Origin of the sequence: Streptomyces sp. NPDC093109, from assembly GCF_040701725.1 — a bacterium.
Lineage (GTDB): Bacteria > Actinomycetota > Actinomycetes > Streptomycetales > Streptomycetaceae > Streptomyces.
This window is the reverse complement of record NZ_JBFBEZ010000030.1, coordinates 81,156-98,547: the sequence shown is the minus strand read 5'-3', so window position 1 is coordinate 98,547 and position 17,392 is coordinate 81,156. Positions and strand designations below refer to the sequence as shown.

Annotated in this window: 18 protein-coding genes and 1 pseudogene; 5 read left to right on the top strand and 14 right to left on the bottom strand. The window is 68.6% G+C overall.

What is annotated here, in order from left to right; translation table 11 throughout:
* Window positions 1-190, top strand: a pseudogene (locus AB0389_RS26475) (oxidoreductase); the annotation flags it as partial.
* Between the two features lie 169 nt (window positions 191-359).
* On the top strand, window positions 360-527 hold the full coding sequence (locus AB0389_RS26470) for a hypothetical protein (RefSeq protein ID WP_366397980.1): 168 nt from the start codon (window positions 360-362) through the stop codon (window positions 525-527).
* A 69-nt stretch (window positions 528-596) separates the two neighbouring features.
* Here the strand turns inward: AB0389_RS26470 and AB0389_RS26465 are convergent, their stop codons facing one another.
* The 11 genes from AB0389_RS26465 to AB0389_RS26415 form a co-directional block, all read right to left on the bottom strand.
* Window positions 597-1,601, bottom strand: a complete 1,005-nt coding sequence (locus AB0389_RS26465; RefSeq protein WP_366397979.1) for a hypothetical protein — start codon at window positions 1,599-1,601, stop codon at window positions 597-599.
* A 64-nt stretch (window positions 1,602-1,665) separates the two neighbouring features.
* A complete protein-coding gene (locus tag AB0389_RS26460; protein ID WP_366397978.1) occupies window positions 1,666-3,930 on the bottom strand; it encodes a hypothetical protein in 2,265 nt (754 codons plus the stop codon).
* Window positions 3,931-3,978: 48 nt separating this feature from the next.
* Window positions 3,979-4,434, bottom strand: a complete 456-nt coding sequence (locus AB0389_RS26455) for a hypothetical protein (RefSeq protein ID WP_366397977.1) — start codon at window positions 4,432-4,434, stop codon at window positions 3,979-3,981.
* A 425-nt stretch (window positions 4,435-4,859) separates the two neighbouring features.
* Entirely contained in the window at window positions 4,860-5,198 is a 339-nt protein-coding gene (locus tag AB0389_RS26450; RefSeq protein WP_114658608.1) for a metal-sulfur cluster assembly factor, read from the bottom strand.
* On the bottom strand, window positions 5,195-5,659 hold the full coding sequence (sufU, locus tag AB0389_RS26445) for a Fe-S cluster assembly sulfur transfer protein SufU (protein ID WP_366397976.1): 465 nt from the start codon (window positions 5,657-5,659) through the stop codon (window positions 5,195-5,197). The genes AB0389_RS26450 and sufU overlap by 4 nt, the downstream gene beginning before the upstream one ends.
* A gap of 18 nt (window positions 5,660-5,677) precedes the next feature.
* Entirely contained in the window at window positions 5,678-6,949 is a 1,272-nt protein-coding gene (locus tag AB0389_RS26440; protein ID WP_366397975.1) for a cysteine desulfurase, read from the bottom strand.
* Window positions 6,946-7,710, bottom strand: a complete 765-nt coding sequence (sufC, locus tag AB0389_RS26435; protein WP_366397974.1) for a Fe-S cluster assembly ATPase SufC — start codon at window positions 7,708-7,710, stop codon at window positions 6,946-6,948. The genes AB0389_RS26440 and sufC overlap by 4 nt, the downstream gene beginning before the upstream one ends.
* Window positions 7,711-7,715: 5 nt before the next feature.
* Entirely contained in the window at window positions 7,716-8,033 is a 318-nt protein-coding gene (locus AB0389_RS26430) for a bifunctional 3-phenylpropionate/cinnamic acid dioxygenase ferredoxin subunit (protein WP_366397973.1), read from the bottom strand.
* The gene (sufD, locus tag AB0389_RS26425) at window positions 8,033-9,211 is read right to left on the bottom strand and encodes a Fe-S cluster assembly protein SufD (protein ID WP_366397972.1); all 1,179 of its coding nucleotides are present in this window, start codon (window positions 9,209-9,211) and stop codon (window positions 8,033-8,035) included. Before sufD ends, AB0389_RS26430 begins: the two co-directional genes overlap by 1 nt.
* Before the next feature lie 122 nt (window positions 9,212-9,333).
* Complete coding sequence (gene sufB, locus AB0389_RS26420) at window positions 9,334-10,755, bottom strand: Fe-S cluster assembly protein SufB (protein WP_366397971.1); 1,422 nt, start codon at window positions 10,753-10,755, stop codon at window positions 9,334-9,336.
* Window positions 10,752-11,522: an ArsR family transcriptional regulator gene (locus AB0389_RS26415; RefSeq protein ID WP_366397970.1), complete on the bottom strand. Its 771-nt coding sequence runs from the start codon at window positions 11,520-11,522 to the stop codon at window positions 10,752-10,754. Before AB0389_RS26415 ends, sufB begins: the two co-directional genes overlap by 4 nt.
* Before the next feature lie 180 nt (window positions 11,523-11,702).
* Here AB0389_RS26415 and AB0389_RS26410 point away from each other — a divergent pair, with 180 nt between their 5' ends.
* From AB0389_RS26410 to AB0389_RS26400, 3 genes are all read left to right on the top strand, one after another.
* Window positions 11,703-12,656 (top strand): ABC transporter ATP-binding protein, encoded by a 954-nt coding sequence (locus AB0389_RS26410; protein WP_366397969.1) that lies wholly within the window; start codon window positions 11,703-11,705, stop codon window positions 12,654-12,656.
* Window positions 12,657-12,721: 65 nt separating this feature from the next.
* Complete coding sequence (locus AB0389_RS26405) at window positions 12,722-13,438, top strand: ABC transporter permease (RefSeq protein ID WP_366397985.1); 717 nt, start codon at window positions 12,722-12,724, stop codon at window positions 13,436-13,438.
* Between the two features lie 79 nt (window positions 13,439-13,517).
* A complete protein-coding gene (locus AB0389_RS26400) occupies window positions 13,518-14,513 on the top strand; it encodes a COX15/CtaA family protein (protein ID WP_366397984.1) in 996 nt (331 codons plus the stop codon).
* A gap of 35 nt (window positions 14,514-14,548) precedes the next feature.
* Here AB0389_RS26400 and AB0389_RS26395 read toward each other — a convergent pair whose 3' ends face one another.
* From AB0389_RS26395 to AB0389_RS26385, 3 genes are all read right to left on the bottom strand, one after another.
* Window positions 14,549-15,712, bottom strand: a complete 1,164-nt coding sequence (locus AB0389_RS26395; protein ID WP_366397968.1) for an amidohydrolase — start codon at window positions 15,710-15,712, stop codon at window positions 14,549-14,551.
* 101 nt (window positions 15,713-15,813) lie between these two features.
* Window positions 15,814-16,230 (bottom strand): hypothetical protein, encoded by a 417-nt coding sequence (locus AB0389_RS26390; RefSeq protein ID WP_366397967.1) that lies wholly within the window; start codon window positions 16,228-16,230, stop codon window positions 15,814-15,816.
* Window positions 16,231-16,281: 51 nt separating this feature from the next.
* Window positions 16,282-17,235, bottom strand: a complete 954-nt coding sequence (locus tag AB0389_RS26385) for a heme o synthase (protein ID WP_366397966.1) — start codon at window positions 17,233-17,235, stop codon at window positions 16,282-16,284.
* Window positions 17,236-17,392 lie beyond the last annotated feature (157 nt).

Sequence of the window (17,392 nt, the reverse complement as noted above, 5' to 3'; positions counted from 1 at the left end):
AGCAGATGCCACCTGCCCGCCCACAACCACCGACCCGAAACCGACTCAGGATCAGTCAGAAGATCACTTTCAGACCACGTCGGTGGATCAAGGCTCAGCCATCGCGGACGCCATCGCCTACGCCCTCGCGCAGCCGCCCGAGGTCGACGTGAACGAGATCGTCGTCCGCCCCACCGCGAGCGCCCAGTGAGCCGCCTGGGAAGGGCAGGCGCCGACCACGCCGAGCCGGCCCGCGCCGACCTGGCCCGCAGAGTGCGGGCCCTGGAGGACGCCGAAGCGCTGCGCGCCCTCATGATCCGGGGGGCAGCACCACATCCTCAACATGCACTTCGACGTGGCCGGCGACCGGCATCGGCTACATGTGGTTCGTCGCCGTCACCGCGCCCGGGAAGGCCAACTCCCCCTACGCCATGGGCGGCCCGTACGACTGGGACTTCCGCCGCACCCCGCACGGCTGGCTCCTGGCCCGCCAGCGGCTCGGCGTCCTGTGGACCAGCGGCGAGGACCCCCTCAAGACCTTCGAATGAGGCTCCCAGCCTCATTCACCGGTCCTGACGCCGACGCTGAGCCCCGACGTCAAGACCACTTCCCTGAGATCAGTTCATTTTTTTCTCAAGGGTGCGCATGGTCTCCACATACATATTGGTGGCGCTCTTCCGGCACTCCACCGCGAGACTATCCAGCAGTGCCGGTTCCACCGTGCGGTATCGCGCCCAGGTATTAACGTATTCCACGGCTTGCGCACGGAATGTCACGGAGAAGGGTTTCACTTCACCGACGTGCAGTTTCCCCGCCCAGGTCTCCGTCACGTGCCCTACGGGATCGGTCTTGTAGGGCGGTATGCCGGAGGAGGAAACCTGCGCCGAGAGAGCCTCGATCACCTGGTTCTCCCACCGGGTTCTCTTCTCCTTCGACAGTCCGGCCGTCGTGTCGGCCGCGATTCCATCGAGGGAGCCGAGCGTTCTCGCATTCCCACACGCATCGAGATTTATCTTCAGATCATCCGCTCGACCGGGAATCGCGACCAGCTTTCCCGCCGCATGGCGTCCCTCGGCGATCCTGATGACCGCATAGGCGGCGGGGTCCTGGGAGATCGCCCGGATGACGCGCACAAGGGTGTCGTTCGGCACCGTCACGCGCACACCCGAATCGTCCTTCCACGGCTCACCGTCCGACAGATGCTTCTCGTAATCGAAATCGAGCTGTCGGAGGATCTCATGCGTGTCGGGCGTGTAGTCCACCAGAATCTCCGCCAGTGGCATCCGCAAAGCGCTGTCCAGAGTGAGGCCGTCGCTCTTCAAGGCGTCACCGGTCGCCGAGATGATGTCACGCATGGCCCGCGCCTGCTTGACGGAGTGTGTCCCCTCCCGGCTCCCGGTCGCGGAGTCCTTGAGCTTCTCCCCGAGGACCGCGCAGTCGAGGTCGTCACGGTAGGAGGAGCCCAGCACAGTCCGGATCCTGCTGTCGTCGCGCAGGGTCGAGCACGTATTGCCGCCGCCGTCACGTGTCCAGGTCCATGTCCCCACCCCCGCCGCGACGAGTGCCACGGCACCGGCCGACAACAGGGCGGTGCGGGTACGGCGGGAGGGGGAAGCAGCCATGGGATCGATCCTTCTTCGCCAACAGGGGTGATCGTTGTTTCACATGCCACATCGGGCGGGGCTCTCAGCCTGCGAGATAGGCCCTGGCATTGGTCACGCCGGTGGTGTGACTGGACATGATCTTCTCGGTCAAGCCACTGACCTGGTCCTTTCCACGCTCGGTGTCCATGTCGTAGCGTTCGCCGCCCCACTCGTACACCATGAGCTGCATCTGGGTGTTCGCGCTCAGGAAGCGGTCGTTGATGCCCTCGTTCGCCTTGGCGTCCGCGTCCGCCTTCATGTCGTTGCCCCACTGCCATGCCCAGGTGTCGACGCCTCGCTGAAGCGCGTCCCCGATGGCGATCGTCGTGCCTCCGGTCGTCACGTACAGAGGAGTCAGCGCGCCGCCGATGACGTGATAAGCGACCTTGGACTTCCAGTCGGCCTCGGTGTAAGCACTCGCCCGCTCATCGTTGAACATGTCTTCCCGGATGGCGGTGTAGGCGCCCAGGGCCGCGCCCGCCTTCGAGACAGGGACACTCTCCGAGTAACCCATGCTTCCCTCGGGCAGCTTGGCGAGTTCGACGTCTATGTAACGGGACTCGGCCTTGTGCATGGTGGCGTAGGCCTCCGGGTCCTCGGACAGCCCACGCATGACATGAACCAGGCTGTCCACCGGCGTGGCTAGATGCGCCTGCTCGGGGTCGTTCGCGTCGTGGAAGTAGCCCTCTCCCATGTTCTTCGGGTACTCCCCGTCGAGGCCGCCGAGGATTTCATGCGTGTCCGGCGTGTACTCGGCGAGGGCCCGGGCGATGGGCGTACGCAAGTTCTCGTGAACCTCGGTGGTGGTCCCCTGGTCAAGGGTGCCGATGATGCCGTTCATGACCCGCGTCCGCTCGGGTGTGTGCGTAAGGGTCGGCAGAGCCTCCTGGCCCGGGGCGAGCGGTACATGGCCGGTCGCCGCGGCTTCCAGAGCCGCTCCGAGCCCGGTGCGGCTGAGCGGGTCGTCCATCTGGGTGACTGCGGCGCCGGTGAAGACGTGCTTCGGCCACTCGCGCGTGTCGTCCCCGCTCCCGGCGAGGTACTGAAGGTGGTTGTTGTCGACGTGACTGTCGCCGGAACCATTACCCGCGGGATCGAAGAAGGCAGTGGCCGCGTCGGGGTTCCGGCTCATGACGCCGAGGACCACGTCGACGGCGTCGGCCCTGATTCCGTCGTGACCGGGCCCCCACGCGGTGAAGATCCCCGGATGCGTCTTCTCGGCGGCAATCAGGTCATCGGTGAGCTGGTAAAGAAACTGGTCGTCGAACTTTTTGTCGCTCTGCTCCATCATGCCGGCGAGCGACTGGTAGCCGTAGAGCGGATTGGTGTTGGACCCGTAGTTCTTGGTCCCGTACGCGTCGAGCCGTTCCGTCCACTTCCGGTAGAACGTACCGTCGTCGCTCGCGAGCCAGTTCTCGAACGCCTTCGAGCCTGGCGGCATGTCCTTCACTGAGCCGGGCACATGCGTGGCCGTTGCCATGGTGTTGGCCAGCCCACCCTGAAGCTCCAGATACCGCGCCTTGTTCCTCTTGTCCGAGTCGTAGGCCAGGCCGTTCAGCGAATTGGTCAGCTGGATGACCCCGTCGGGGCCCAGGCGGTTCAGCAGTGTCTGGCTGTACGCCTTGTCACCGGAGTTATCACGGAACGACCGCTGAAGTTCGTCGAGATCGGCCGGGGAGACGCTCTCTCCCGCGTTCAGGCGGGTCGCGATGTCGGCCGCCTTCTCCGCCTCGTACTTCTCGATGTCGCCCTGCGCCTTGCCGTTGAATCCAGAGCCTCCCGTACCGTCGCTGATGTCCGAGTCGAGCACGACGGCCCCGAAGGCGATCTCGATGCCCTTGTCAGCATCGTCCACGGCCCTCACCGCGTGGTCGATACGGTCCTGCCAGGACTTGACGGCTTTGCGTACACTCTCCTGGTAATCGGGGTCGTGATGCAGAGCGTTCCTCTCGCCGTCGGTGAGCGATGTACTGTCGTACGTCACCACACCTTGGTCCGAGACCCTCATCTTCGCCTCGACGGCCTCCTGTCGAGCGATCCTGAGCCGACCCTGCAGGTCCACGAGGTTGGCGTGGGCGTCCCGCAGCAGCGAGGCGATCGCTTTGGCCTCCGTCTGTGCGGACCGGAACTGCTTGAGCGTGAGGTCGAATCGCCGATTGGCCGCGTCTGCACTCAATCCGACCCAGGAATCTCCCAGCGTCACCCCGTGGACGTCGGCCTTGTACGCCGTCTCGCACTTCTTGAACTCGCCCGCCATGCCGTCCCATCGGTCGGCCGCCGTGGTGAGTGTGGCGAGGTCCGTACTCATGATCTCGTGATACGTAGGCATCGCTTTCCCGATGGTGTGCGGTACAGCTCAGTAGTTCCTGAGCGCCGACGAGCGAAGGCTGACGGCCGTACCAATGTCCACGCCCTGGAGAAGGGTTCCCGTCATACGGAGGGCCTCCTTTTCCGAACCAAGTCTGTCCATCAGGGCCTTGACCTGGCTCTCCCACGTCTTGTGGGCCTTCCTGACGGCCGCCGCCGCCAACCAGCCATGACCGTCCTGGGCCTTGAACGCCTTGACGACAGCGGCCGTCTCCTCATCCGCCCACTCGCCCGACGCGCGGGTGTCCGGCTGGATGTGCTCCTCAATCGCCTTCGCTGCGGCCGCCTTCTCCGCTGGGCTCGACGCCAGGTCCCGCGGGCCCCCCGGCGCGAAGGGCCCGGTGAGTCCCGTACCGCCTTGATCTGCGGGCAGTTGGTTGAGCCGCGTCCCCATGGCTCCACCCGGCGTGGGATCGCCCGCCCATGCCGATTCCGTTCCCGCCATACCTTCGTCTCCCCGTAGTCGACAACTGAGCGCAAAGGACCGACTGTCGAGGGTAACAGGCTCGGTTTCGAGCGGGATTGGCCACCGTACGCGCCGGGCGGCCGCCGGGCAGCTTTAGCGGCGGAGACAACGACTGTTGCCGAACTCGCCACGCTCGAAGGGCAGGTGGCCATTCGTGACTCGAGGAGTCCCGCGTCGTCGCCGCTCGTCCTGAGCCGTGCCGATGTACGCACCTTTATCGACGCGGCCTTCGCGCCGACTACTCCCCTTCATGGGCCGTCCCGCCGTTGGTCTTTCGTCGGGTTCTCGCTGCGCCGGGGAGCACGTCACCGCGGTTGACCTCCGGCACCCGCTCAACGCGAGACCCCCACGGTCCGGGGAAGGACCGTGGGGGTCTCGCGACACATCCGAGGACGGCAGTCACCTCAGACGTTGAAGCCCAGCGCGCGCAGCTGCTCGCGGCCGTCGTCGGTGATCTTGTCCGGGCCCCACGGGGGCATCCAGACCCAGTTGATCTTCAGTTCGCTGACCAGGCCGTCCGTCGCCGACTTCGCCTGGTCCTCGATCACATCTGTCAGCGGACAGGCCGCCGACGTCAGGGTCATGTCCAGCGTCGCGATATTGGAATCGTCGATGTGGATGCCGTAGATCAGGCCCAGGTTGACGACGTCGATACCCAGCTCCGGGTCGACCACGTCGTACAGCGCCTCGCGGACCTCGTCCTCGGAGGCGGGCTTCATCGTCACGGTGTCGTTCTCGCTCATGCCGTCTCCTTCAAAGAGTCGTCGCCCAGGGCCTGGGCCGTCGCGTCCTTCCAGGCCATCCAGGAGAGCAGGGCGCACTTCACGCGGGCGGGGTACTTCGAGACGCCGGCGAACGCGACCGCGTCCTCCAGTACCTCCTCCATCGCGTCGTCCGGCTCGATCTGGCCGCGGGACTGCATCAGCTCCAGGAAGGTGCCCTGGATCTTCCGCGCCTCGGCCAGTTCCTTGCCGACCAGCAGTTCGTTCAGTACGGAGGCGCTGGCCTGGCTGATGGAGCAGCCCTGGCCCTCGTACGAGACGTCCGCGATGCGCGAGCCCTCGTACCGCACCCGCAGGGTGATCTCGTCACCGCATGTCGGGTTCACATGGTGCACCTCGGCGTCGCCGTCCCGCAGACCGCGCCCGTGAGGGTGCTTGTAGTGGTCCAGGATGACGTCCTGGTACATCGAATCCAACTTCACGAGTAGCCCCTCAAACCCTCATCCGAAGAAATTACGGACGTGCTCCAGCCCCTCGACCAGGGCATCGACCTCGGCCGGAGTGGAGTACAGATAGAAAGACGCTCGCGTGGTCGCCGGAATTCCGTACCGGAGGCAGACCGGGCGGGCGCAGTGGTGGCCGACCCGGACGGCGATGCCCTGCTCGTCGAGAACCTGGCCCACGTCGTGCGGGTGGATGTCGCCGAGAGTGAAGGAGATCGTCGCGCCCCGGTCCTCGGCCGTCGTCGGGCCGATGATCCGCAGGTCGGGAACGTCCAGCAGGCGCCTGACCGCGTACTCGGTGATCGCGTGCTCATGCTCGGCGATCTTGTCCATGCCGATCGCGGACAGGTAGTCCACGGCCGCGCCGAGGCCGACGGCCTGGGCGATCGGGGGCGTACCGGCCTCGAACTTGTGCGGCGCCGGGGCGTAGGTGGACGAGTGCATCGACACGGTCTCGATCATCTCGCCACCGCCCAGGAACGGCGGGAGGTCCTCCAGCAGCTCCTGGCGGCCCCACAGGACACCGATGCCGGTCGGGCCGACCATCTTGTGGCCGGTGAAGGCGACGAAGTCCGCCTGGAGCGCCTGGACGTCGAGCACCTGGTGCGGCGCCGCCTGCGAGGCGTCGACGCAGACCAGCGCGCCGACCTCCTGCGCACGGCGGACGATCGCCTCGACCGGGTTCTGGGTGCCGAGGATGTTGGAGACCAGCACGAAGGAGACGATCTTCGTCTTCTCGGTGATGATCTCGTTGATGTTCGACAGGTCGAGCCGGCCGTCGTCGGTGATGCCGAACCACTTCAGCTTCGCGCCGGTGCGCTGCGCGAGCAGCTGCCACGGCACGATGTTGGAGTGGTGCTCCATCTCCGTGATGACGATCTCGGTCTCGTGGTCCACCCGGTAGGGCTCGTCGGCGAAGCCGAGCATGTTGGCCACGAGGTTGAGCGACTCGGACGCGTTCTTGGTGAATATCACCTCGTCGCGGCTGGGCGCGTTGATGAACGCGGCGACCTTGTCGCGGGCGCCCTCGTACAGCGCCGTGGCCTCCTCGGCGATGGTGTACACACCGCGGTGGACATTCGCGTTGTGCTGCTCGTAGTACTCGGCGAGCGCGTCGAGCACCTGGCGCGGCTTCTGCGAGGTCGCCGCGGAGTCCAGGTACACGAGCTTCTTGCCGTGGATCACCCGATCGAGAATCGGGAAGTCCTTGCGGAGCGCCTCGTCGAGGAGACGGTCCGACGTGGGGAGAAGGCCCGGCGTCTGTGTCACGCGGTGACGCCTCCCTTCGCGTACGCCTCGTAGCCCTCGTTCTCCAGCTTGTCGGCCAGCTCCGCGCCGCCGGACTCGGCGATGCGGCCCTGGGCGAAGACATGCACGAAGTCGGGCTTGATGTAGCGGAGGATCCGGGTGTAGTGCGTGATCAGCAGGGTGCCGACCTCGCCGGTCTCGCGGACGCGGTTGACGCCCTCGGAGACGACCCGCAGGGCGTCCACGTCGAGGCCGGAGTCGGTCTCGTCGAGGATGGCGATCTTGGGCTTGAGCAGTTCGAGCTGGAGGATCTCGTGGCGCTTCTTCTCGCCGCCGGAGAAGCCCTCGTTGAGGCTGCGCTCGGCGAAGGCGGGGTCCATCTGGAGGCGCTCCATGGTCTCCCGGACCTCCTTGACCCACGTACGCAGCTTGGGGGCCTCGCCGCGGACGGCGGTGGCCGAGGTGCGCAGGAAGTTGGAGACGGAGACGCCGGGGACCTCGACGGGGTACTGCATGGCCAGGAAGAGGCCGGCGCGGGCGCGCTCGTCGACGGTCATCTCCAGGACGTTCTCGCCGTCCAGGGTCACGGTGCCACCGGTGATGGTGTACTTCGGGTGACCGGCGAGGGAGTACGCGAGGGTCGACTTGCCCGAGCCGTTGGGGCCCATGATGGCGTGCGTCTCGCCCTGCTTCACGGTGAGGTCGACACCGCGCAGGATCTCCTTCGTGGCGTTGTCGGCCTCGACGGTGACGTGCAGGTCGTGGATTTCAAGGGTTGCCATGTGCCTCAGGACTCCTGGGTGACGGAGACGAGCACATCGTCCCCTTCGATCTTTACGGGGTAAACGGGGACGGGGCGCGTCGCGGGAAGGCCGGACGGCTTGCCGGTACGGAGGTCGAAGCTGGAACCGTGCAGCCAGCACTCGATCATGCAGTCCTCGACCTCGCCCTCCGAGAGGGAGACGTTCGCGTGCGAGCAGATGTCGTTGATCGCGAACACCTCGCCCTCGGTGCGGACGACGGAGACGGGCGTGCCGTCGAGTTCCACCCGCTTGGGGGTGTCCTCCGCCAGCTCGCTCAGCCCACAGGCACGGACGAAGGTCATCAGACTGCCGCCTCCAGCTCCGACTCGATCTTGGCCATGAGGCGCTCCTCGACGTCCGGCAGTCCGATCTTCTGGACCAGCTCGGCGAAGAAGCCGCGGACGACGAGGCGGCGGGCCTCGGTCTCGGGGATACCGCGCGCCATCAGGTAGAAGAGCTGCTCGTCGTCGAACCGGCCGGTCGCGGAGGCGTGTCCGGCGCCGGCGATCTCGCCGGTCTCGATCTCCAGGTTCGGTACGGAGTCGACGCGGGCGCCGTCCGTGAGGACGAGGTTGCGGTTCATCTCGTAGGTGTCGGTGCCCTCGGCCGAGGCGCGGATGAGCACGTCACCGATCCAGACCGCGTGCGCGTCGGCGCCCTGGAGCGCGCCCTTGTAGGCGGCGTCGGACTTGCAGTGCGGGGCGTTGTGGTCGACGAAGAGCCGGTGTTCCTGGTGCTGGCCCTTGTCGGTGAAGTAGAGGCCGAACAGCTCGGCCTCGCCGCCGGGCGCCGCGTACTGCACGCGCGGCTGGAGCCGTACGAGGTCGCCGCCGAAGGTGACGACGATCGACTTGAACGAGGCGTCGCGGCCGACCAGCGCGTTGTGCTGGGCGACGTGGACGGCCTTGTCGTCCCAGTCCTGTACGGAGACGACGGTGAGCTTGGCGCCGTCGCCGATGAGGTAGTCGACGTTGGCCGCGACGACCGCGTCGCCGGTGTGGTCGATGACCACGACGGCCTCGGCGAAGGCTCCGAGTTCGATGATCTGCTGGCCGTAGGAGACGCCGCCGTCGCCGTGCACGGCGATCCTGATCGGCTCGGTGACCACCGTCTCCTTGGGTACGGAGATGACGGACGCCTTCTCGAACGAGGAGTACGCCTGGGCGGCGACCCGGTCCACCGGCGTACCGGCCCGGCCGACGCGCGCGTCGTCGCGGCCGACGGTCTCGACGACGACGCCCTCGGGCGCGGTCACCTCGACCGTGACGCCGTCGGCCGCGACGGCCGTGCCGTCGTGCAGCCCGCGCAGCCGCTCCAGCGGGGTGAACCGCCACTCCTCCTCGCGGCCGTGCGGGACGGGGAAGTCCGCGACGTCGAAGGACGGGGGCGCGCTCATGCGCGTGGCGACGGTCGACTCGGCGGCCACCGCGATCGAACCGGCGGTGGTGGAACCCGCCGGAATGTTCTGAGCCTCAGCCATGGCTGTCGTCGTGCTCTCTCTCTGCCTCTGCGTAGGAAATGCGGGCGCGGCCGGGGGGTTCCGGCGGCCGCCGGTGGGGCTGGGGCGGCCGGCCCCGGAGGGGAGCCGGCCGTCCGTCGGGGTCAGCCGACGGAGCCCTCCATCTGCAGCTCGATCAGCCGGTTCAGCTCCAGGGCGTACTCCATGGGCAGCTCCTTCGCGATCGGCTCGACGAAGCCGCGCACGATCATCGCCATGGCCTCGAACTCGGTCATGCCGCGGCTCATCAGGTAGAAGAGCTGGTCCTCGGAGACCTTGGAGACGGTCGCCTCGTGGCCCATGGAGACGTCGTCCTCGCGGACGTCGACGTACGGGTAGGTGTCGGAGCGCGAGATGGTGTCGACCAGCAGCGCGTCGCAGAGCACATTGGACTTGGAGCCCTCGGCGCCCTCGGCGATCTCGATCAGACCGCGGTACGAGGTACGGCCGCCACCGCGCGCCACCGACTTGGAGATGATGTTCGACGAGGTGTTCGGGGCCATGTGGACCATCTTGGCGCCGGCGTCCTGGTGCTGGCCCTCGCCCGCGAAGGCGATGGACAGGGTCTCGCCCTTGGCGTGCTCGCCCATCAGGTAGATCGCCGGGTACTTCATGGTGACCTTGGAGCCGATGTTGCCGTCGACCCACTCCATCGTCGCGCCCTCGTAGGCGACGGCGCGCTTGGTCACCAGGTTGTAGACGTTGTTCGACCAGTTCTGGATGGTCGTGTAGCGGCAGCGGCCGCCCTTCTTGACGATGATCTCGACGACGGCGCTGTGCAGCGAGTCCGAGGAGTAGATCGGGGCGGTACAGCCCTCGACGTAGTGGACGTAGGCGTCCTCGTCGACGATGATCAGCGTCCGCTCGAACTGGCCCATGTTCTCCGTGTTGATACGGAAGTAGGCCTGGAGCGGGATGTCGACGTGCACGCCCTTCGGCACGTAGATGAACGAGCCGCCGGACCACACGGAGGTGTTCAGGGAGGCGAACTTGTTGTCGCCGACCGGGATCACCGTGCCGAAGTACTCCTGGAACAGCTCGGGGTGCTCCTTGAGCGCGGTGTCGGTGTCCTGGAAGATGACACCCTTCTCCTCCAGGTCCTCGCGGATCTGGTGGTAGACCACCTCGGACTCGTACTGCGCGGCGACACCGGCGACCAGGCGCTGCTTCTCCGCCTCCGGGATGCCGAGCTTGTCGTACGTGTTCTTGATGTCCTCCGGCAGCTCCTCCCACGAAGTGGCCTGCTTCTCGGTGGAGCGTACGAAGTACTTGATGTTGTCGAAGTGGATCCCCGACAGGTCGGAGCCCCAGCTCGGCATGGGCTTCTTGTCGAACAGCCGCAGGCCCTTGAGCCGCAGCTTCAGCATCCACTCCGGCTCGTTCTTCTTCGCCGAGATGTCGCGGACGACAGCCTCGGAGAGGCCGCGCTTGGCCGTGGCACCGGCTGCGTCGGAGTCGGCCCAGCCGAATTCGTACGTGCCCAGGCCATCGAGCTCAGGGTGGGCAGTCTCCGTGGGGAGCGTCATGCGGGGTTCCTCCCGGCTGTGCTTTCAGAAGCGTGATGGGTGGTCTGTGGGGGTGGTGCGGCGTGCTGTGCGGTCGCCCCGGGGATGAAGGTCGTGCAGACGCCGTCACCATGGGCGATGGTGGCCAGCCGCTGCACATGGGTCCCGAGCAACTCGGAGAAGAATTCCGTCTCCGCCTCGCACAGCTGGGGGAACTGCGCGGCTACGTGCGCGACCGGGCAGTGGTGCTGGCAGAGCTGTTCGCCCTGCTGGTTCGGCGCGCTACGAGCCGTAGCAGCGTACCCGTCCGCGCTCAGCGCCGCGGCAAGTGCCTCGGTCAGCCGCCCGCCGTCGGTCTCCGCGCTCTCCACGGCCCTGCGGTAGGCGGCGCCCTGGTCGGCGATACGGGCCCGGGCGAAGGCGGCCACGGCGGCCTCGCCGCGCTCCCCGCCGCCGGCCGCGGTGGCGATCCAGCGCAGGGCGTCGGCGGCGAGCTGGTCGTAGGACTGGTCGAAGGCGTCCCGGCCGCAGTCGGTCAGGGCGAACGCCTTGGCGGGCCGTCCGCGCCCGCGCGAGCCGTGGACCCGCTGGTCGCGCGGCTCCACCATGGAATCGGCGGCCAGGGCGTCGAGGTGGCGGCGGACGGCCGCGGGGGTGAGCCCGAGACGTCCTGCCAGCTCGGTGACGGTGGACGGGCCGTGGTCCAGGATGGAGCGCGCGACCCGGTTGCGAGTGGAGTGCTCGCCGGTCGCGAGTTCCTCCGGAGGAGCCTCGCCAACGTATTTCACAACGCCATTGTTGCGTAATTCCGTCGGCGGTGACAACCACCGTCCCGCTTGGGCAACGGTGCCCTTCGTCACTAAGGGTTACCTAAGAAATAGGTGGGAAGCGGGCCTTCGGCAGGCGCCCCACGGGCTTTCTCACCCCGCCGGGCCCGGGCCGCGCGGCGGCTGCCTAGACTTCCGGACATGCAAAAAACGGTCTCCCCGGGTGGCTCCCCGCCCGACAGTCTCGTAGAGGTACGGGGGCTGGTGAAGCGGTACGGGACCAAGACCGCGGTCGACGGCCTCGACCTGGTGGTACGCGCCGGTACGGTCACGGCCGTCCTCGGTCCCAACGGCGCCGGCAAGACCACCACCGTCGAAATCTGCGAGGGCTACCGCCGTCCGGACGCCGGGACCGTACGGGTCCTGGGGCTCGACCCGGTCGCCGACGCCGCCCGGCTCCGCCCGCGCATCGGCGTGATGCTCCAGTCCGGGGGCGTGTACTCCGGCGCGCGCGCCGACGAGATGCTCCGCCACATGGCACGGCTGCACGCCCACCCGCTCGACGTGGACACGCTGATCGAACGGCTCGGCCTCGGCAGCTGCGGCCGTACCACCTACCGGCGGCTCTCCGGCGGCCAGCAGCAGCGCCTCGCGCTGGCGCTGGCCGTGGTCGGCCGCCCCGAGCTGGTCTTCCTGGACGAGCCGACCGCCGGGCTCGACCCGCAGGCCCGCCGCTCCACCTGGGAGCTGGTCCGCGAACTGCGCGCCGACGGCGTCGGCACCGTCCTCACCACGCACTTCATGGACGAGGCCGAGGCCCTGGCCGACGATGTCGTGATCATCGACGCGGGCCGGGTCATCGCCCAGGGCAGCCCCGAGGAGCTGTGCCGGGGCGGCGCCGAGAACACCCTGCGCTTCACCGGGCGCGCCGGTCTCGACCTCGGCTCGCTGCTCAAGGCGCTGCCCGACGGCACCGCCGCCGCCGAGCTGACGCCGGGGCTGTACCGGATCAGCGGCGGGATCGACCCGCAACTGCTGGCCACCGTCGCGTCCTGGTGCGCGCAGCACGGGGTGATGGCGGACGGGATCTCCGTCGAGCGGCGCACGCTGGAGGACGTCTTCCTCGAACTGACCGGCAAGGAGCTGCGTTCGTGAGCACAGGGACCCACACAGGCGCCGGTACGTACGCCCCGGCGCCCGGGGCGGCCCCGCTGCTCCGCATGATCGCGGCACAGACCGCGTTCGAGACGAAGCTGCTGCTGCGCAACGGCGAACAGCTGCTGCTCACCGTGATCATTCCGTCCCTGCTGCTGGTGCTCTTCTCGACCGTGGACATCGTGGACACCGGCGCGGGCGAGGCCGTCGACTTCCTCGCGCCCGGCATCCTCGCGCTGGCGGTCATGTCCACGGCGTTCACCGGCCAGGCCATCGCCACCGGCTTCGAACGGCGGTACGGGGTGCTCAAGCGGCTCGCGGTGTCGCCGCTGCCGCGCTGGGCCCTGATGACCGCGAAGTCGTTCTCCGTACTGGTCACCGAGGTGTTCCAGATCGTGCTGCTGGCGGTGATCGCGCTCGCGCTGGGCTGGTCGCCGCACGGCAACCCCGTCGCCGTACTCCTGCTGCTCGTGCTCGGCACGGCCGCGTTCTCCGGAATCGGCCTGCTGATGGCGGGCACGCTCCGCGCGGAGGCGACCCTGGCCGCCGCGAACCTGGTCTTCCTGCTGCTCCTGATGGGCGGCGGGGTGGTCGTACCTCTGGACAAGTTCCCGGACGCGGCGGCCTCGGTTCTCGGTCTGCTGCCGATCTCGGCGCTCTCGGAGGGGCTGCGGGACGTGCTCCAGCACGGCGCGGCGATGCCGTGGCGCGAGCTGGGGATCCTCGTCCTGTGGGCGGTGCCCGGACTGGCCGCGGCCGGCCGGTTCTTCCGCTGGGAGTGACGGCTGGGAGTGACTGCGTCCGGGCCTCGGTTACGGCCTTGGCGTGCCGTAACGCCGCATACGTGCCCCTCGTGAAATCCTGCACAAGCTCCGTCCTACGATAGAGGCCGTGTTGACACCCCTCGCGTATATCGCCCAGCGCTGGACGCCGTCACCCCGTATCGTCCGGCGCGCCGCCCTCAGCGCCGTCGTGATGAGCGTGCTGATCGTCGTGACCGGCGGCGCGGTGCGGCTGACCGGTTCCGGTCTCGGCTGCGACACCTGGCCCAAGTGCACGGACGACAGCCTGATCGCCACCCCGGAGCAGGGGCTGCACGGCGCGATCGAGTTCGGCAACCGGATGCTGACGTACGTACTGTGCGCGGCGGTCGGCTGGGCGATCATCGCGGCGCGCTCCGCGAAGCCCGGGCGTCCCGGACTGACCCGGCTCGCCTGGTCGCAGTTCTGGCTGGTGATGGCCAACGGCATCATCGGCGGTATCACCGTACTGACGGAGCTGAACCCCTGGACCGTGGCGGGGCACTTCCTCCTCGCCAGCGCGCTGCTCACCGTCACCACCCTCACCTGGCTGCGTACCGGCGAGGGCGACGGCGCCCCCCGCCCGCGCGTGCCGCGCCCGGTGCGCAAGCTGTCCTGGGCGCTGATCATCTCCTCGGTGGTGCTGATCGCGGCCGGTACGACGGTGACGGGTTCTGGCCGGCACGCGGGCGACAGCAGCGAGGTGCCGAGGATGCCGTTCGACTATGTGACCGTCGCGCATGTGCACGCGGTGTTCGCGTGGGTCGTCTGCGCGCTGGCGGTGGCCATGTGGCTGGTGCTGCGGGTGGTGGACGCGCCGGCCGACACCCGGGCGCGCGCCCGCGATCTGGTGCTGGTGCTGCTCGCTCAGGGCGCCATCGGTTATGTGCAGTACTTCACGGACACCCCGGAAGTCCTGGTCGGCAGCCATATGTTGGGCTCCTGCCTGGTGTGGATCGCGGTGCTGCGGGTGGCGATGAGCACCCGCGAGCGCCCCCACACGGCGGCCACGATCCCCGCGCAGCCGGACCCCACGCTCTCGGCCTCGACCGTCTGAGTCCGGAGTTCCGGAGGACTTCTTCCGCCCGCCGGTCAGCCGCCGGCGGGCGGAAGTCCGTACACGCGGCGGGCGTTGCCCCCGGCGATCAGCCCGGCGACGCGCCGCGCGTCCCCGGCCGACCAGGCGCCCTCGGCGACCCAGCCGCCGAGGACCCGGTCCGCCGCCTCGGCGAATCCGCGCACCGCGACCACCTGGAGTTCGGGCAGTCCGCGCGCGCCGCTGGAGAACAGCAGCTTCCCGAACGGCGCGGTCTCCAGGCTCTGCGCCAGTACGGCCGCGGCCCCGGGCCCGGTCCGGGCGAGGGCGGGCCCGAGGTCCGCGTACACATGCGGGAAGAGGCCCGACAGCCGGGCGGCCTGCCGGTGGTACGGATAGGGGTCGAGCAGGACGAGGTCGGTGCCGAGCCCGGCCGTGGCCGCCGCGAAGCCGGTGAGCGCCGTGGGATCGGCGCCGTCCGGGAGCAGTTGCAGCGGGCGTCCGGTGGCGATCGCCGTCCAGAGCAGATGGCGCACCAGTAAGGGGTCGGTGAGCGCTCCCCCGGCGCGGCGCCCGGAAAGCCAGCGCGCGGCGGCGCCCCGGACGGCGCCGGGCGCGGGCGGCTCCGGCGCGAACTCCGTACCGCCCGTACCGCTCGTACCGCCCGTTTCGCCTTTACCACCCGCACCGCCCGTAGCTCCCGTACCGCTCGCGCAGCTGAAGGCGACGGCCGTGGCCGCCTCGGTGTGGACGGTCTCGGCCAGGCCCGCGAGGAAGGTGCCCGCCCCGCCCGAGACATCCGCGACGCGTTCCGCGAGCCGTTCGAGCCGGACGATCCGGTGGGCCCCGGCCGCGCCCAGCGACGCCATCTCCTCGGGCCCGGCCAGGTCGTCCGTACCCTCACCGCCCTCACCCGCGCCCGAGTCCACCAGATAGGTGGTGATCCCGGTGGCGCGCAGCAACCGCCGGGCGGCCTCCAGCGCGCCGAGTTCCCGGCGGCGCGCCAGATAGCGGGCGGGCGGGCAGTGCGGTTCGAGGCCGAGCAGCGGCGGGCACCAGCGCCGTACCGCGAAGCCCAGTTGGGTGTCGAAGAGGGTGGTGCCGGCGGCGGACCGCCCCGCCGCCGGCGCGCCGAGCCGGGTCTCGAAGGTGCCGAGGCCCAGTTCCGTACGGAGCACGCCGTGGCAGTGCTGGTCCACCAGGGACGCTGTTTCGATCATCGGGATTCCCGTCGTGGACCGTGGACCGCCGGCCGCTCGTCGGCCGGTCTTCTCCTGAAGTCCTAACGGGTGAACACCGGTCGGGTGGCGGTGCCGGCGCCTCAGGCGCTCTGGCGGCCACCGATCTGGAGTCCGGCCATCCGGTTCCATTCGTACGGTCCTGTGCGCACCTTGGCGGCGAACTCACCGTCGAAGGACTCGTGGAGCGTAAGGCCCGCCAGCTCGGCCGCGCCACGCGCGATGTCGTGGGTGGGGGCGACGAGATCGCCCCACGCGCCGTCCTCGCCGACGAGGACGATACGGGTGCCGGCCTGCCCCAGGTGGGCGAGCTGTCCCTCGGCGCCGCCGTGCGCGCGGGCGAAGGCGCCGATCCGCTTGGCGGTCCTCGCCGTCCGGCGCCGGTCGCGGGCCTCGCGCCGGGCGCGGGCCCGGTCGTCGCCGTCCCGGCCGGCCCCGCCGTCGGGGGCGTTCTGGTCCTTGTCCACCTGCTCGGTGTCCACCTGCTCGGTCTCTGCCATGAACAGGATGCTACCGACGGGTAGTCCGACATGGCGACAGGTGCCCACGGCCTAGCGCAGGAAGGGGTCCACTGCCACAGCTACGAAGACCAGCGACACATAGGTGATGGACCAGTGGAACAGGCGCATCTCCTTGAGCTTGGCGCCCTCCAGGCCGGCCTTCGCGCGGGCCTGGAGGCCGTGCGCCTCCCAGAGCCAGAAGCCGCCGGCCAGCAGGGCCACGGCCGTGTAGAACCAGCCCGTGTACCCCAGAGGGGTGAGCAGCAGCGAGACGGCGACCATCACCCAGCTGTAGAGGACGATCTGCTTGGCCACCACGCGGTTTCCGGCGACGACGGGGAGCATCGGCACGCCCACGCGCGCGTAGTCGTCCTTCACCTTCATGGACAGCGGCCAGTAGTGCGGCGGCGTCCAGAAGAACATCACCAGGAAGAGGATGACGGCGGCCCAGGACAGCGAGTCGGTGACGGACGACCAGCCGATCAGCACCGGCATACAGCCAGCGATACCGCCCCAGACGATGTTCTGCGAGGTGCGCCTCTTGAGGATCATCGTGTAGACGACGACATAGAAGAGCAGCGCGCCGAGCGCGAGCCAGGCGGAGAACCAGTTGACCAGGTAGCCGAGCCAGAGGGTCGAGCCCACGGCGAGCGTGATGCCGAAGAACAGGCTTTCGCGCGGCGAGACCATTCCCGTGACCAGGGGACGCTGGGACGTGCGGTCCATCAGGGCGTCGATATCACGGTCGATATACATGTTCAGCGCGTTGGCGCCACCGGCGGAGAGATAGCCGCCGATACAGGTGGTGAGCACCAGCCACAGGTCCGGCACGCCCCGCTCGGCCAGGAACATCACCGGCACGGTGGTGATGAGCAGTAGTTCGATGATCCGCGGCTTGGTCAGCGCCACGAACGCTTTGACGCGGGCCCCGAACGGCCGATGGCCACCCGAGCTCGGAGTCAGGACGACCCCTGCGGGTCGGGACTCGACGGCCGTCACGTACACCCCTGACAGAGAAATTCCAGCAGGCCACCGGCGTTAAGTCCCGGTAAAGACCTGCGCGTACCACGCCACTGTAGACGTTGCCCCCATGCCGATCGCCGCCGGGGTCGGGTCCCCGGGACTCGTGTTGAACGCCGTCCCGACACGGCCCGTACACCCT